Source organism: Kitasatospora sp. NPDC005748 (genome assembly GCF_040630735.1).
Taxonomy (GTDB): domain Bacteria; phylum Actinomycetota; class Actinomycetes; order Streptomycetales; family Streptomycetaceae; genus Kitasatospora.
In genome coordinates, this window is sequence record NZ_JBEXYD010000028.1 from 24,662 (window position 1) to 38,367 (window position 13,706).

General features: G+C 74.2%; 12 protein-coding genes and 1 pseudogene. 4 read left to right on the top strand and 9 right to left on the bottom strand.

Annotation, left to right across the window (positions count from 1 at the left end; genetic code table 11):
- The first annotated feature begins 9 nt into the window (after positions 1-9).
- The 4 genes from ABZ495_RS20790 (at position 10) to ABZ495_RS20805 (ending at position 2,984) form a co-directional block, all read left to right on the top strand.
- Complete coding sequence (locus ABZ495_RS20790; RefSeq protein ID WP_359807734.1) at positions 10-702, top strand: class I SAM-dependent methyltransferase; 693 nt, start codon at positions 10-12, stop codon at positions 700-702.
- A gap of 94 nt (positions 703-796) precedes the next feature.
- The gene (locus ABZ495_RS20795) at positions 797-1,546 is read left to right on the top strand and encodes an SDR family oxidoreductase (RefSeq protein ID WP_329491113.1); all 750 of its coding nucleotides are present in this window, start codon (positions 797-799) and stop codon (positions 1,544-1,546) included.
- A gap of 208 nt (positions 1,547-1,754) precedes the next feature.
- Positions 1,755-2,351, top strand: coding sequence for a TIGR03086 family metal-binding protein (locus ABZ495_RS20800; RefSeq protein WP_359807737.1), 597 nt, complete (start codon positions 1,755-1,757; stop codon positions 2,349-2,351).
- A gap of 90 nt (positions 2,352-2,441) precedes the next feature.
- Positions 2,442-2,984 carry a GNAT family protein gene (locus ABZ495_RS20805; RefSeq protein ID WP_359837325.1) on the top strand — a complete coding sequence of 181 codons (543 nt, stop codon included), beginning with the start codon at positions 2,442-2,444 and terminating at the stop codon, positions 2,982-2,984.
- Between the two features lie 219 nt (positions 2,985-3,203).
- On the opposite strand, the pseudogene ABZ495_RS20810 reads toward ABZ495_RS20805, so the two are convergent.
- From ABZ495_RS20810 to ABZ495_RS20850, 9 genes and pseudogenes are all read right to left on the bottom strand, one after another.
- Positions 3,204-3,650 (bottom strand): annotated as a pseudogene (locus ABZ495_RS20810) ((2Fe-2S)-binding protein); the annotation flags it as partial.
- A 72-nt stretch (positions 3,651-3,722) separates the two neighbouring features.
- Positions 3,723-5,780: a molybdopterin cofactor-binding domain-containing protein gene (locus ABZ495_RS20815; RefSeq protein WP_359837327.1), complete on the bottom strand. Its 2,058-nt coding sequence runs from the start codon at positions 5,778-5,780 to the stop codon at positions 3,723-3,725.
- 587 nt (positions 5,781-6,367) lie between these two features.
- Positions 6,368-7,033 carry a cysteine hydrolase gene (locus tag ABZ495_RS20820; protein ID WP_359837329.1) on the bottom strand — a complete coding sequence of 222 codons (666 nt, stop codon included), beginning with the start codon at positions 7,031-7,033 and terminating at the stop codon, positions 6,368-6,370.
- On the bottom strand, positions 7,030-7,269 hold the full coding sequence (locus tag ABZ495_RS20825) for an acyl carrier protein (protein ID WP_329491118.1): 240 nt from the start codon (positions 7,267-7,269) through the stop codon (positions 7,030-7,032). The genes ABZ495_RS20820 and ABZ495_RS20825 overlap by 4 nt, the downstream gene beginning before the upstream one ends.
- Before the next feature lie 111 nt (positions 7,270-7,380).
- Complete coding sequence (locus tag ABZ495_RS20830; RefSeq protein ID WP_352293773.1) at positions 7,381-8,394, bottom strand: methyltransferase; 1,014 nt, start codon at positions 8,392-8,394, stop codon at positions 7,381-7,383.
- Between the two features lie 4 nt (positions 8,395-8,398).
- A complete protein-coding gene (locus ABZ495_RS20835; RefSeq protein ID WP_359837331.1) occupies positions 8,399-9,460 on the bottom strand; it encodes a nitronate monooxygenase in 1,062 nt (353 codons plus the stop codon).
- On the bottom strand, positions 9,447-10,292 hold the full coding sequence (locus tag ABZ495_RS20840; RefSeq protein ID WP_352293770.1) for an aminoacyl--tRNA ligase-related protein: 846 nt from the start codon (positions 10,290-10,292) through the stop codon (positions 9,447-9,449). The genes ABZ495_RS20835 and ABZ495_RS20840 overlap by 14 nt, the downstream gene beginning before the upstream one ends.
- A 115-nt stretch (positions 10,293-10,407) precedes the next feature.
- A complete protein-coding gene (locus tag ABZ495_RS20845) occupies positions 10,408-11,295 on the bottom strand; it encodes a diiron oxygenase (RefSeq protein WP_359807746.1) in 888 nt (295 codons plus the stop codon).
- Positions 11,296-11,460: 165 nt separating this feature from the next.
- Positions 11,461-12,801 carry a condensation domain-containing protein gene (locus ABZ495_RS20850; protein ID WP_359837334.1) on the bottom strand — a complete coding sequence of 447 codons (1,341 nt, stop codon included), beginning with the start codon at positions 12,799-12,801 and terminating at the stop codon, positions 11,461-11,463.
- Positions 12,802-13,706: the final 905 nt, after the last annotated feature.

The window sequence follows — 13,706 nt, forward strand, 5'->3', positions numbered from 1 at the left end:
GTCGACGCCATGCCCCGACTGATCGGTGACGGCGAGTTGACCAGCTCGGACGTGGTCGCCAACAACACCATGAACCGCGAGCGAGGGCTCAGCGGCGTCAACAGCTACACCCGGGAGCTGGGCTTCGACCCGGCCGGGTGGCTGGGCGGCCGCTGCGGCGCCCCCAGCTGGCTGGACCTGTGCAGCGGGGAAGGACGGGCGCTCGTCGAGGCCGCCCACCGGCTGCCGACCGCGAGCGTGCTGACCGGTGTCGACCTGGTGGGCCCGTCGGCCCCGCCGGCCGCCCTGCCGGCGGGTGCGGCGCGGCTGGAGCTGGTGACGGCGGCGGTGGCGGACTGGGTGCCGGAGCGCGCCTACGACCTGATCACCTGTGTGCACGGACTGCACTACCTCGGCGACCAGCTCGGTGCGATCGCCCGTGCGGCGGGCCGGCTGGTGCCGGACGGGCGGCTCGCCGCGCACTTCGACCCGGATTCGGTGCGCCGGGCGGACGGATCGAGCGCCGCGCGCGCCGTCCTGACGGCGTTGCGCGCGGCCGGGTTCGAGTACCGGGCCCGGCGGCACCTGCTGGTGCTGGACGGTGCGCGGACCGTGCGCCTGCCGTTCGGGTACCTGGGGGCGGACCCGGCGGCCGGTCCGAACTGGACCGGCCAGCCCGCGGTGGCCTCGTACTACCGGGAACAGCCGATTGTTGAAGATTGAACGCGACGTCCGAATACCGCCGGGCTCGTGGGCGGCGCCGGTCGAGGATTGAGTCATGTCCGCGAACGAGTCAAGGAGTTCTGACGATATGACGATGACCCAGCTTGCGAAGCTCGACGGCAAGGTGGCCCTGGTGACCGGCGGCAGCCGGGGGATCGGGGAGGCGGTGGCCCTGCGGCTGGCCGAGGACGGCGCCGACGTCGTGGTCACCTACCAGGGCAGTGCGGAGCGGGCCGAGGCGGTCGCGGCCAAGATCACCGGCATGGGCCGGCGCGGCTGGGCCGTCCGGGCGGACAGTGCCGACCCGCAGGCCGTCCGGGCCGTGGTCGAGGCCGTGGCCGAGCGCTTCGGGCGGCTCGACATCCTGGTCAACAACGCCGGCGTCGGCGTGCTCGGCCCGATCGAAGAGCTCACGCTCGACGACGTGGACCGGGTGCTGGAGGTGAACGTCCGGGCGCCGTTCCTCTACGCCCAGGCGGCCTCGGCCCACCTGGCCGAGGGCGGGCGGATCGTCACGATCGGCAGCTGCGTCGCGAAGCACGTGGCCTTCCCCGGTGCCACGCTCTACGGGACGAGCAAGGCCGCCATGATCGGTCTCACCAAGGCGCTCTCGCGCGAGCTGGGCCCGCGGGGGATCACCGCGAACGTCGTCCACCCCGGCCCGATCGACACCGAGCTGAACCCGGCGGACGGTCCGTCGGCGGAGTTCCAGCGGGGGCTGACGGCACTCGGCAGTTACGGCCGGGTCGAGGACGTCGCGGCCACCATCGCGCACCTCGTCGGTGAGGACGGCCGGTACATCACCGGCGCCGAGATCGCCGTGGACGGCGGCCTCGCCGCCTGATCGGGCGTGGTCCGGTCCGATCGGGCCTGATCGGGCCTGATCCGGCGTGGTCCGGCGTGGTCCGGCCCGTTCGGGGCGGCCGGCGGTCGGCGGGCCGGTCGAACGGGGCGACGGCCGGCCCGGCGCGGTGTTGCGCCGGGCCGGTTGTCGGTCCCCCCGCTTACGATCGGCCGGTCCGACCGCCCGCCCCGAAGCGAAGAGGTGTGCCATGACCGCAACGGAAGACCCGATCGACCTGCTCGCCCGGGCCCTCGCCCAGACCGCCGGGCTGATCGACGGCATCGGTGCCGAGCAGGGCACCCACCCGAGCACCTGCCGCTCCTGGGACGTCACCCAGCTCGTCAGCCACCTCCTGTTCGACCTGCGGCAGTTCACCCTCCGGGCCGAGGGCGGCGACCCGGACTGGTCACAGCCCTTCGACCGGGTCGAGGGCGACTGGCTGCACGCCTTCGAGGCCGGCGCCGAAGAGCTGGTGGCCGCCTGGCGCGCGGCCGGCGACCTGGACGGCGTCATCGAACTCCCCGGGGGGAAGCACCTGCCCGCCCGTTTCCCGCTGGACCAGCAGATCGCCGAGTTCGCCGTGCACGGCTGGGACGTGGCCCGCTCCACCGGCCAGTCCACGGCCGGCCTGGACCAGGAGGTCGGGCGGGCCGCGCTCGACTGGGGGCGCGGCGCGCTGCGCCCCGAGTACCGGGGCAGCGAGGAGGAGCACCACTCCTTCGGCCCCGAGGTGGCCGCGCCCGAGGACGCTCCGGTCTACGACCGGTTGGCCGCCTTCTTCGGCCGGGACCGTGAGGCCCGCTGAGCCGCGGGCGGGGTGGCCGGTCGCCGGTGGCCGGCGCCCGGACCAACCGGCTCCGGCTCCCGCCCGTACGGAATCCGGCAGGATCCGTCGATGACCCGATCCGCGGTGACTCTGCGCAAGCCCGTGCTCGACGACTGGCAGGCCGTGCACTCCTGGGCCGGCCTTGAGGAGGCTTGTCGCTACCAGGCGTGGGGGCCGAACACCGAGGACCAGACGCGCGCGTTCGTGCAGACCGCCGTCGACGCCTGGTCGCACGCCCGTCAGCAGCGATACGTCTACGTCGCCCGCTTCGAGGGCGAACTCGTCGGCATGGGTGAGCTGCACATTCGCAGCCGTCGCCATCGGCAGGGCGAAATCGCCTACATCGTGCACCCGAGGGCCTGGGGGCGTGGCGTGGGCACGGCGATCGGACGGGAGCTACTGTCGCGCGGGTTCGGGGAGTTGGGACTCCACCGGATCTACGCGACCTGTGACCCCCGCAACCTCGCGTCCTCCCGGTTGCTGGCCGGGCTCGGCATGACGTACGAAGGGCGGCATCGGCACACCGCGTTGATCCGGGACGGCTGGCGGGACTCCGAGATGTTCGGCATCCTCGAAGCGGAATGGCGGCCGAATCCCGGCGATGGACGGTGATCTCGCTGGTGCGGGCCCATTCGGGCACGGGCGCGGCCACCGTTGTCGGCACGGGCCGGGCCGAGACGTTCCGGTTCGGCAAGGGTGTGGCCGGTCCGTCCCGGGCCGGGCTCAGGGTGTGCGGCGCGCTGCGGGCCCGGTCGTGGCCCGGGTGGTGAACACGGGTACGAGTCCGGGTGCGAAACCGGTCGTCGCCGTGGGTGCGGGGGCCGCCTGGGCGGCGGCGGCCTTCTTGATCGCCTCGCGGATCCGCGGGTAGGTGCCGCAGCGGCAGATGTTCTGGATCCCGTCGATGTCGGCGTCGGTCGGCGCCGGGGTGCGGCGCAGCAGGGCGACGGCCGTCATGATCTGGCCGGGCTGGCAGAAGCCGCACTGGGCGACGTCGCACTCCAGCCAGGCCTCCTGGACGGGATGCAGGACCTCGCCGTCGGCGAGGCCTTCGATGGTGGTGACCGTCCGTCCGGCGCAGTCCTTGACCGCCGCCGTGCACGGCTGGAACTCCTCGCCGTCCAGGTGGCTGGTGCAGGCGCGGCAGACACCGACCCCGCAGCCGTACTTGGGGCCGGTGACGCCGAGCTTGTCGCGCAGCACCCAGAGCAGTGGCATGTCGTCCGGCGCCTCGACGGTGACCGGCTGCCCGTTGAGGACGAAGGTGTGGCTGGGCATGGGGAGTCGGGCCCTTCGAAGAGGTCGGTGGCGGCGGCGGACCGGGCCCACCGGGGGAGTGCGGGCGGCGGGTCAGAAGTCGAGCGGGAAGGAGCGCGGGGCGGTTCCGGTCGCGCGGGCGTAGGCGTTGGCGACCGCGGCCGAGGCCGCCGGGACGCCCAGCTCGCCCGCGCCACCGGGTGGGCCGCTCGGCGGCAGCAGGTGGATCTCGACCGAGGGCGGGGTGTCCCGCTGCCGGGCGTAGCGGAAGTCCGAGAAGCTGCCCTCGCGGACGGCGCCGTGGTCGATGTGGTTGCCGGCCCGGAGGATCACCGAGATGCCGTCGATCAGCGCGCCCGTCAACTGGGCCTCCAGACCACTGGGGTTGATCACGCGGCCCACGTCGGCGGCGATCACCGCCCGGGTGACCCGCGGCCGGCGGAGGTCGGAGGCGTCCAGCTCGACCAGGTAGGCGACCCGGCCGCCGTTCTCGTCGTGGTAGCCGATGCCCTGGGCCTGGCCGGCGGGCATCGGGCGGCCCCACCGGCCGGCCTGGGCGACCTTGTCCAGGACGGCCCGGCCCTGGGCGTCGCGCAGCCGGGCCCGGCGGAAGGCGACCTGGTCCTGGCCGAGCCGCCGGGCCAGTTCGTCCATCATGATCTCGTCGGCGACCCGGACGGTGCCCGAGTAGACCGAGCGCCAGCTGCCGGTGGGCACCTCCAGCGGCACCTCGGAGAGCAACTGGGTCGGGACGCCGACGTTGTACGGGTTCTTCTCGCTGAGCAGGAAGAAGGCCTGGGCGAGGCTGATCCCGGCCACCGAGAGGTTGAACCCGGCGGCGGTGAGCGCCTCGCCGAGGCCGTGCCGGAAGTCGGTCCGCACGGTGGCGACCCGGTGTTCGTAGCTGAGCACCTGCCCCAGGCCGTAGGTGGCGCGCACCCGGTGGTGGCTGGCGGGGCGCATCCGGCCGTGGCGCATGTCGTCGTTGCGGGTCCACATCAGCTTGACCGGGCGGCCCGCCGCCCGGGAGATCTGGGCGGCCTCCAGTGCGGCGTCGAAGAACAGTCGCCGGCCGAACGAGCCGCCGCCGCGCACCACATGGACGGTGACGGCGTCCTGCGGCAGGCCGAGTTCGGCGGCGATGGTCTGCTGGGCCACGATCGGGGTCTGCGAGGCGAACCAGATCTCGGCCCGGTGGGGGCGCACGTCGGCGACGGCCGTCAGCACCTCCATGGGCGCGTGGTTGACGAAGGCGAAGTCGAACTCGCCGTCCACGTACTGGGTGAGCAGCGGCGGGACGAGGAACGGGGCGTGGGCGGCGCGGAGTCGGGCCCGGATGTCGGCGTCGGAGAGCGCCGCGACCGGACCGGGGTTCCAGGAGGTGCGAAGCGCGTCGCGGGCCTTGAGTGCCTGGTCGAAGGTTTCTGCCAGGACGGCCACGCCGCTCGGGATCCGCACCACGCCGAGGACGCCGGGCATGGTGCGGGCGGCCGAGGCGTCCAGGGACCTGAGGGTGCCGTTGATGGTGGTCGGGCGGGCGACCACGGTCGGCACCGCGCCGGGGACGGCGAGGTCGCCGGCGTACTTCGCGCGGCCGGTGACGATGGACCGGGCGTCGATCCGTCCGGTCCGCCGGCCCACCAGGCGCTGCTGGTCGGTCGGCTTCGGGGTGGCGGGCACGGCCGGGACGGCCACGGCGGCGGCCTCGGCCGCGAGTTCGCCGTAACCGGCCCGACGGCCGTCGGGGGCGAGGACGGCGGAGTCGGCGGTGCGCAGCGTGTCGGCCGGCAGCGACCAGCGGCGGGCGGCGGCGGTGACCAGCCGGGCGCGGGCGGCGGCGGCCGCCGCGCGGACCGGGTCGTACAGCGAGCGAACCGAGTTGGAGGCGCCGGTGAGCTGGTTGAACAGCAGGTCGGGGCGGCCGTCGGAGAGCGGGACGTCGACATCGCCGAGCCGGGCGTCGAGTTCGTCGGCGACGAGCATCGCGATGGTGGTGGTGAGGCCCTGGCCGACCTCCAGCCGGGGGAGGTGGAGCGCGGCGCGACCGCCGGGGGTGATCTCCAGGACCAGCAGGTGGGCGGTGGGCAGTCCGGCCACGATCAGCGCGTCGCCGAGGTCCAGGATGTCGGGGATGCCGGGCAGACCGAGCAACTGCGGTGCCTCGGCAGCCCGTTCGGCGGCGGCGTGGGCGGTGGCGGGTGCGGCGGCGTCGAGTCCGGCCCGGGCGGCGACGGTGAGGGTGGGGGCGGCCAGCAGATAGGTGAGGAAGCGGCGGCGGCCGGTGGGCCTGGCGGCACGGTCGGCGGCGGCCTGGGCGGCGGTGTCCCGCCCGCTGTCCGGGGATGCGACGGAGGTGCTGATGGCAGGAGCCCTTCGAGCCGGGGTCGGCTCCGGCCGGGCGGCCTCGGCGGCCCCGGCCCCGGTGCCGGATCACGAACGCGGTCGAGCATAGGAGGGGGTTACTGGCCGGTCAACACGGGCACTTCGGGCCGGAACGGGCATCTGCGGGGATGTCGGATGGGGCGGATACGGACGGCACCGCAGGGCGTGGCGGCGGCCGCGGTACCGCTGTCCGGGTGACGGCCGGGCCCTGCCCGTACGGGGGTTCGCCGCTCGGCCGCGGGTCCGGCCCGGGGTGTCCGCGGGCCCGCCGGCGAGCGGGACCGCAAAGCCGCGGGAGGCGCCCGTGCGGGTGGTCGGAGCGGACCGGGGCGGCCCGCTCCGACCACCCGCGGACGTCAGCCCTCCTCGGGCGCCGGGAACCCGAACCGCGCCAGCAGCTCGGCGGTGTCGAGCAGTTGGACACCGAGCCCGGCGACCTCGGCCAGCCCCTGCTCGCTGGTGCGGGAGATCGCGTCGGGCACGGCCACCACCCGGTAGTCCCGCTCGCTGGCCTGGATCAGGGTGGCCCGGGGGCAGTTCGGGAAGTTGCAGCCGACGAGGACGACGGTGTCCACGCCGTGCCCCTCCAGCAGCTCCTGCAGGGGCGTCCGGTAGAACGCGCCCCAGCGCGGTTTGAAGATCGCGTACTCGCTCGGACCCAACGCCTGGGCCCGCCCGGCCAGCAGGAGCTCGGGGTCGAGCGGGGGCGCGCCGAGCGGGGCGAGCGCCGGGGCGAGCCCGCTCCCCTCGGAGCCGGGCGAGACCAGGTCGGTGCCGGAGGCCAGCAGCGTCCGGCGGACCAGGTCGGCGTTGCCGCCGCCCTTCTCGTACAGCCGGACGACGTGGACCACCGGGCGGCCGGCGGCGCGGAAGGCCTCGACCGTCCGGCGCACCTGCGGCAGCACCTCGGTCGTGCCGGGGATGCCGTAGGGGCTCTCGGAGAGGAAGTCCCGCTGCAGGTCGATGGTGACCAGGGCGGAGGACGCCGGGTGCGGGGCGAGGTGCGGGTCGGCCGTCGTCATGCCGCCTCGATCAGGTCGGCGAGGAAGCGCTGCTCGATCCGCTCGACCGTGCGGAAGTCGTCGACGCTGACCTCCTGGAGGTCGATGGTGCGGCCGGAGATGCTCTCCAGCAGGTAGATGAACTCCAGGAAGTCCAGGGAGTCGATGAGGCGGCCCTCGATGAGGTCCTCCTCGCGGTCGATCTCCCGGTCCAGCTCGGGGTTCTTGGCGTTGATCCACTCGATGATCTGCTGCATGACAGCTCCTGGGAGGTTTCGAAGGTGCGCCGGCGACGCGTCCGTGACGGAGTCCGCGGGGACGGCGCCGGCCCGGCAGGCGGTAGGACGGGCGGGCGGTACGGGCGGCGCTCAGGCGGTGGTGCCCCCGGCGCGGCCCACCAGGAGGCGGGCCGACTGCTCGGCGGTGGGCAGCACCTCGATGTCCGACAGCCCGGCCGCCGTCATCAACTCCGCCATCTCGGCGGTGGTGTAGCTGCGGCCGCCGCTCCAGAGGGCGAGGGCGGAGAGGTTGTGCAGGGTGGTGAAGACCGGCGCGGTGCGGGACTCCTCCAGGAAGTGGCCGTGCACCAGGACCCGGCCGCCGGGGCGCAGCGCCGCCGCCGAACGCCGCAGGATGGAGAGGCAGTTCTCCGGGCTCTCCTGGTGCAGCACGTTGGAGAGCAGCACGACGTCGGCGTCGGTGCCGAAGGCGTCCCGGTAGTAGTCGCCGGTCCGGGCGGTGATCCGGTCGGCCAGACCGGCCTCGCCGATCACCTTGCCCGCCAGCTCGGCCACCGGCGCGAGGTCGACCACCTCGGCCCGCAGCCCCTCCCAGACCCGGCAGAACGCGATGCTGTAGCTGCCCGCGCCGCCGCCGACGTCGATCAGCCGCCGGGCGTCCTCGGGTGGCAGCGCCCGGGCGACGGCCTCCGCCGTCCGGGAGTTGTACTCGTGCATGCCGAGGATGAAGTCCTCGACGTACGCCGGGTCGTCGGTGAGCCGGCCGCTGCGGTCCTCGACCGCGCGGCCCTGCTCCAGGGCCTGGCCGAGCCGGCCCCAGGGCTGGTACCAGCGGCCCATCACCCGGACCCAGCGCACCAGCGACTCCGGCGAGCCGGTGGTGAGCAGGCGCTCGGCGGTGCGGGTGTTGCGGTACCCGCCGTCGGGGTCCCGGGTCAGCAGCCGCAGGGCGGTCGCGGCGTCGAGCAGCCGCAGCGCGGAGTCCGCGGGGACGGCGCAGCGCTCGGCGACCTCGTCGACGCCCAGCGGGCCGTCGGCGAGTGCGTCGAACACCGCGAGCTCGACCGCGGCGATCAGTACCTGGGAGTGCCAGTAGCCGAACGCCAGCTGGCTGACCTGGGTCAGTCCGAGGTCCAGGGCCATGGGGTCACGTCCTTTCGGAGGGTCGGAGGGAGTCGGAGACCGCGTCGCCGGTGAGGGCGGCGTCGCCGGCGAGGGCGGCCCGGAACTCCTCGCGGAGCCGGGCGACCACCCGCCCGGCGGGCTCGACGGCCGTGATCCGCCCGCTGCCGAGGCCGGCGTAGCGGGCCATGGCGTCGATCCGGCCCTCGGCCTCGACGGTGGGGGCGGCCGCGGAGCCGCGCGGCACCGGACGGCGGACCCCCATCACGGTGGTCCAGGCGATCAGGGTGGCCGGCGGCGGCTCGGGCGAATCGGTGACCGGCCCGCGCAGCACCCGGTGCGGACGGCCGGGCCAGCCGATCGAGAAGCGGTCGGTGATCAGGGTGTCCGCGCCGGTCGCCGCGACGACGGCCGTCTTGTAGTCGTCGTGCGCGGCGGACTCCGCGGTGGTCACGAAGACCGTGCCGCACAGCGCCCCGCTCGCCCCGGCCCGGAGCGCGGCCAGCAGGCCGGCGCCGTCGGTGACGGCGCCGGCCACCAGCGCGGGCGGCTCCTGGTCGTAGGCGGCCAGCAGCTCGGCGAGCGGCCGGGTGCCGAGGTGGTGGCCGCCGGCCTCGGTGCCCTGCAGCACGACGGCGTGGGCGCCCAGCGCCGCGGCGGCGGCCGCCTCCTCGGGCGTGCCGACCTGGACGACCAGCCGGTGGCCGGCGTCGAGCACCCGGCGGGCCTCGGCCTCCGGCGGCAGGCCGTAGCTGTTGAGCACGAGCTGCCGGTCGGCCGCCTCGATCAGCGCGCCGATCTGCTCCGGGAGCAGCCGGCCCGACACCTCGGGAATCAGATTGACGCCGAAGGTGCGCGCCGTGCGGCGGGCGGTGTCGCCGATCAGCTCGACGGCCAGCGCCCGGTCGCCCTTGTAGAGCGCGACCGTGCCCAGCGCGCCCGCCTCGCTGACGGCGGCCGCCAGGGCCGGTCCGGCGATGCCGCCCATACCGGCCTGCACCAGGGGGAACTCCACGCCGAGGGCGGCGGCGCCGCGCTCGGCCGCGGCGAGCACCCGGGCCCGCTCCCCGGTGTCAGGCGCGGACATCGCGCACCCGGGCCAGGGCCTTCTCGGCGGTGCCGTGGGCGAGCAGCATCGCGTGCACCCAGCGCTCGACGCCGAACGCGGTGCAACTGCTGTGCGCGGTCGCGCCGCCCGAGGTGATGCCGAGCCGCTCGCCGAAGAAGTTGCGGTGGCGGTTGACCGAGGCGATCGCGGTGCCGTCGGTGGCGACGAACTCGTACTTCACCGGGTCCAGGGCCATCAGCTTCGCCCGGGAGCCGGTCCGGTCGTAGAACGGGTCGTTGGCGGGCTGGTAGGACAGCTCGACGCCGAGGCGCCCGGCCAGCTCCTCGACGAAGACCCGGGAGGTGGCGAGGTGGTCGCGGGCACCGTCGGCCGAGCCGAAGTACACGACCTCGCGCATGTGGAAGCCCCAGAGCCGGCGCAGGCCGTCGTAGTGGTCCTCGTTGCGGAAGCAGCGGCCGACGGCGGTCAGCCGCAGCTCCTCGCCGACCTCCTGGCCCTCCAGCGAGAGCAGCACGCCGTAGCAGGTGGCCGAGGGCAGCACGTAGCCGGTGGGCTCGACGGGCTGCCGGCCGGCCTCCGCACCGGCCGCCAGCTCGTCGACGGCCTGCTCGGACAGGCGGGCCGCGAGCACCCCGAGGTGGGGGAAGTTCCGGAAGTAGTCGAGCTTGGCCAGGCCCTCGACGGGCAGCAGCGGCGGGCCCACCACGGCGGGCGCGGCGACCTGGTCGGCCAGGCCGGTGAAGAGCGCGTCGAGCTCCAGCAGCAGCGCGGCCCGGTCGGGGTCGAGGGCGACCAGGCCGGGGCCGGGGTCGCGCAGCCGGACGGCGGCGGGCTCTACGGTCGATGTCATGCGAGCGGTACCTCGTTCTCGTGGATGGGGCCGGAGGGCTGGTGGTTCCGGTGGTTCCGGCGGTTCTCGTGTGCCGGGGGTTCCGGTGGCCGGTGGTCCCGGCGGGGCCGAGGGCTCAGGCGGCCTTCGGTGCGAGCACGCCGATCCGGCGGTAGAAGGCGGTGGTGCGGCTGACGATCGCGTCGTGGACCGGCCCCCGGGCCGGGTCGGCCAGCAGCCGGGTGCGGAAGGCGAACGGGTCGGGGATGCCGGCGTCCCGGTAGACGTCCACGCTGTAGAGCTGCTGGATCGAGGCGTTGATGTACTTCTCGATGTACTGCCGGGCGGCGGTCAGCTCCTGCTCGTCGCCGGCCTCGCGCAGCCGGTCCCAGAGCGCGCGGACCAGCTGGGCGCCGAACGCGATGTGCCGGGACTCGTCCTGGTGGTGGACCCGGTTGATCGCCCGGATCGTCTCCGGCAGCGCGGTGTCACCGGCCATCTTGCTGTTGAAGTGGTCCACGATCTGCTCGAAGATCAGGATCCGGCTGAACACGATGAAGTTGTCGAACAGCGCGGAGTGCTTCTGGTCGCCGAAGCTCATCGCCCGGTTGGGGTAGAGCTTCCCGCCGTAGCGCAGGCAGAACTCGGCGAAGAACCACATGTGTTCGTTCTCCTCCCCCAGGAAGTGGTGGAAGAACGGCGTGGGGATCTCGTAGCCCGGGGCGTGGATGCGCGCCACGACCTCCTGCATCAGCTCGCGGATGCCGTGCACGTTCAGGCTGTAGAAGTTGACGCTCTCCCACTTGGCCAGCGTCAGGTACTGCTCGCGGGTGAGCTCGGCGGCCGCGTCGGTGCCGTGGACCGTCATCAGGTCCTCGCTCATCCACAGGGCGCCCTCGGGGATGCTCTCCGGCCAGTCGAAGGTCTGGTACGGGTTGTAGTACTCGTTCTCGGCGGCGGTGGTCAGGCGCTCGACGGCGGCGCTGACCTCCTCGTCCCAGATGGCGGGTGCGGTGCTGCTCATGGGTGCGTGCTCCTGTGCGACGGAGGGCTTCTGGGGGTACGTCGGGCGTACTTGGGTGAACGTCGGGCGCGCTCCGAGGTACGTGGACGTACTTCGGGCGTGACCGGACCTACGCCGGGCGTACTTCGGCCGGGCGTACTTCGGTGGTGGGGGAGGGAGGTCGGGTCAGGAGCCGGCGACCGGGAGGGTGTCCAGGCCCGGCAGGCCGGCCGCGCTCTCCACGAGCAGCCGCTCGAAGGCGCGCAGCAGGCGCTCGATCTCCGGACGGGGGATCAGCGCGGTGTCGGCCATCAGGTACAGCAGGCAGGTGTCCGGCTCGTAGGTGGTGTGCACGAAGAAGTCGGCGTCCTGGCGCTCCCAGGTGCCGATCAGCGAGACCTCGGTCTTCTCGGTGAGCGCCCGCAGCTGCTCCGCGGAGCCGTCCGTGGCCGGCAGCCGCTCCCAACGGTCGTGCAGGCGGACGTCGTTGAAGAAGGACGCGAGCCGCAGGGCGCCGCCGCTCGCCTCCCGGGCCGCGTCGATCACCCCGTCGACCACCAGTGGGTCGTACTGCGCGAAGCGGTAGGCGTTCATGCCGGCGAGGAAGCTGGCGCGGATGACCTCCTCGAAGGTCGGCCGGGCCACGTCCAGCGAGAACAGCGCGTTGGCGGTCATCGCGGCCACCAGGCGGCGGCTGCGCTCGTCGTGCCGGTTGACGGCGATCAACTGCAGGACGGCGGTGCTGTTCCCGGTGTACGCGCCGAGCAGCGCGGCCGTCCCGGCGAGCAGGACGGTACCGGTGCTGACCCCGCAGCGGTCGGCGAGCGCGCTGGCGGCCACCGCGGTGGCGGGCGAGTCCATGCGCAGCCGGACGAACCGCTCGGCGGCGTCCGGGACCGGGGAGGCCTCGCCCGCGACCGGCGGGAACCGTGTGGCCGGGAACATCGTGGGCGGCAGGCCCGCGAGGCTCCGGCGCCAGTAGTCGACCGAGGCGGCGCCGCGGGCAGCGCCCGGGCCCTCGGTCTCGAACCCCGCCTGGTCCAGCGGCTGCCAGGCCGGCGGCTCCGGGTCCTGCCCGGCGAGCAGGTCGCGCAGGTCCTGCTCGACCTGCTGCACGCCCCAGAAGTCGACGCCCAGGTGCGAGAAGACCAGCGCGATCTGGACCGGCTCGCCCTGCTCCGTCACCACGGCGCAGCGGAACGGCCACTCCTCGCGGTGCCGGAAGGGTTCGGCCGCCAGCGCCCGGGACACCTCGTCGGCGACCGTCGCGCCCTCGCCCGGCGGGGCCTCGTGGACGGGGACGGCCAGCTCGCCGGAGGCCGACACGTGCTGCACCGGCTCCTGCCCGGTCTGCTCGAACCGGGTGCGCAGTGCCTCATGGCGCGAGAGCAACCGGCCCAGTGCGTCTTCAATCTGATGGAACGTCAGACCGGGTGGTGCGGGCACGACCCGGGGGATGTTGTAGTAGTGGGCGCCTTCGTCGAGCCACTGGATGGACTTCCAGATGGCGCGCTGACCCCAGGTCATCGGGGCGCTCCCGGTCCGGTCCCCAAGGAACCGGAGGGAGCCGACACGACGTTGTTCCATGCCTATGCCTCTCGGGGCTGCGCCGCGTCAGCGGCGCGGTCGGTTGACGGCGTGGTGCGGTGCGGTGATGCGGTGGGGCTGCCGCGTCCTCGGCCGGGCGCCACGGCAGTGGGGCGCCTCGGGGGTGCGGGCATCGCTCGGGGACGTGCGGGCGGGCCCGGTCGACCGCCGTACGCGGCCGGCCCGGCGGAACGCGAGGCGGGAGCGGTGCGGCGGGCGGACCGGCGGTCGCGGGGACGGTGCGGCGTAAGTCCGGTGGAGGGTGGGACGCCGCGGAGGGTGGGGCTGGCTGTGGGCCTCGCCCTCGGTCCGGCTTCCAGAGGTGCGGGGCCACCGATCGGGCGGCGGCCCACGTCGACCCCGGTCCGAGGTGAAGGACGGAGACACCGACCCGGCCGGCCGGTTTGCTCCCTTCCGCTTCGGACCCTAGCGACCACCGCTTCGGGTTGTCCAGCACCTTCCGGCGGCCCGCGCCGCCCCTCGGCCGGGCGGGCCGAACCACCCGGCCCGCCCGGAACCGGCAGTTCCACGAATTCCTTGACGTGACCACTGGTCTAGTCCAAGCTGATCGCGGCGCACGATCATGAGCAGCAGCGGAACAAAATCGGTTGTCACCCACGCCCGCCCCTCCGCCGACCGCCCGGGTACCCCGTGGCTCCTGCTCGCGCCGAACCGCACAGCCGCCGGTCCTGCTTCGGGGTGTCTTCCAGCACCGGTACGAACGACCGCGGTCGACGACGCGTCACGCGTCCGCTCCCTTCCTCGCCGGCCCGGCAGTCCGCCGGTTCCGTCCGTCCCGTCCTTCCGGTCCACGTCCTGTGGTTCGCCCGGCTCATCGTTCACCC

Excerpts from the sequence above, each read along its gene's own strand:
- ABZ495_RS20790 (WP_359807734.1), top strand. The coding sequence starts at position 10 with ATGCCCCGACTGATCGGTGACGGCGAGTTGACCAGCTCGGACGTGGTC.
- ABZ495_RS20795 (WP_329491113.1), top strand. The coding sequence starts at position 797 with ATGACCCAGCTTGCGAAGCTCGACGGCAAGGTGGCCCTGGTGACCGGC.
- ABZ495_RS20800 (WP_359807737.1), top strand. The coding sequence starts at position 1,755 with ATGACCGCAACGGAAGACCCGATCGACCTGCTCGCCCGGGCCCTCGCC.
- ABZ495_RS20805 (WP_359837325.1), top strand. The coding sequence starts at position 2,442 with ATGACCCGATCCGCGGTGACTCTGCGCAAGCCCGTGCTCGACGACTGG.
- ABZ495_RS20820 (WP_359837329.1), bottom strand. The coding sequence starts at position 7,033 with ATGACGACGGCCGACCCGCACCTCGCCCCGCACCCGGCGTCCTCCGCC.
- ABZ495_RS20825 (WP_329491118.1), bottom strand. The coding sequence starts at position 7,269 with ATGCAGCAGATCATCGAGTGGATCAACGCCAAGAACCCCGAGCTGGAC.
- ABZ495_RS20830 (WP_352293773.1), bottom strand. The coding sequence starts at position 8,394 with ATGGCCCTGGACCTCGGACTGACCCAGGTCAGCCAGCTGGCGTTCGGC.
- ABZ495_RS20835 (WP_359837331.1), bottom strand. The coding sequence starts at position 9,460 with ATGTCCGCGCCTGACACCGGGGAGCGGGCCCGGGTGCTCGCCGCGGCC.
- ABZ495_RS20840 (WP_352293770.1), bottom strand. The coding sequence starts at position 10,292 with ATGACATCGACCGTAGAGCCCGCCGCCGTCCGGCTGCGCGACCCCGGC.
- ABZ495_RS20845 (WP_359807746.1), bottom strand. The coding sequence starts at position 11,295 with ATGAGCAGCACCGCACCCGCCATCTGGGACGAGGAGGTCAGCGCCGCC.
- ABZ495_RS20850 (WP_359837334.1), bottom strand. The coding sequence starts at position 12,801 with ATGACCTGGGGTCAGCGCGCCATCTGGAAGTCCATCCAGTGGCTCGAC.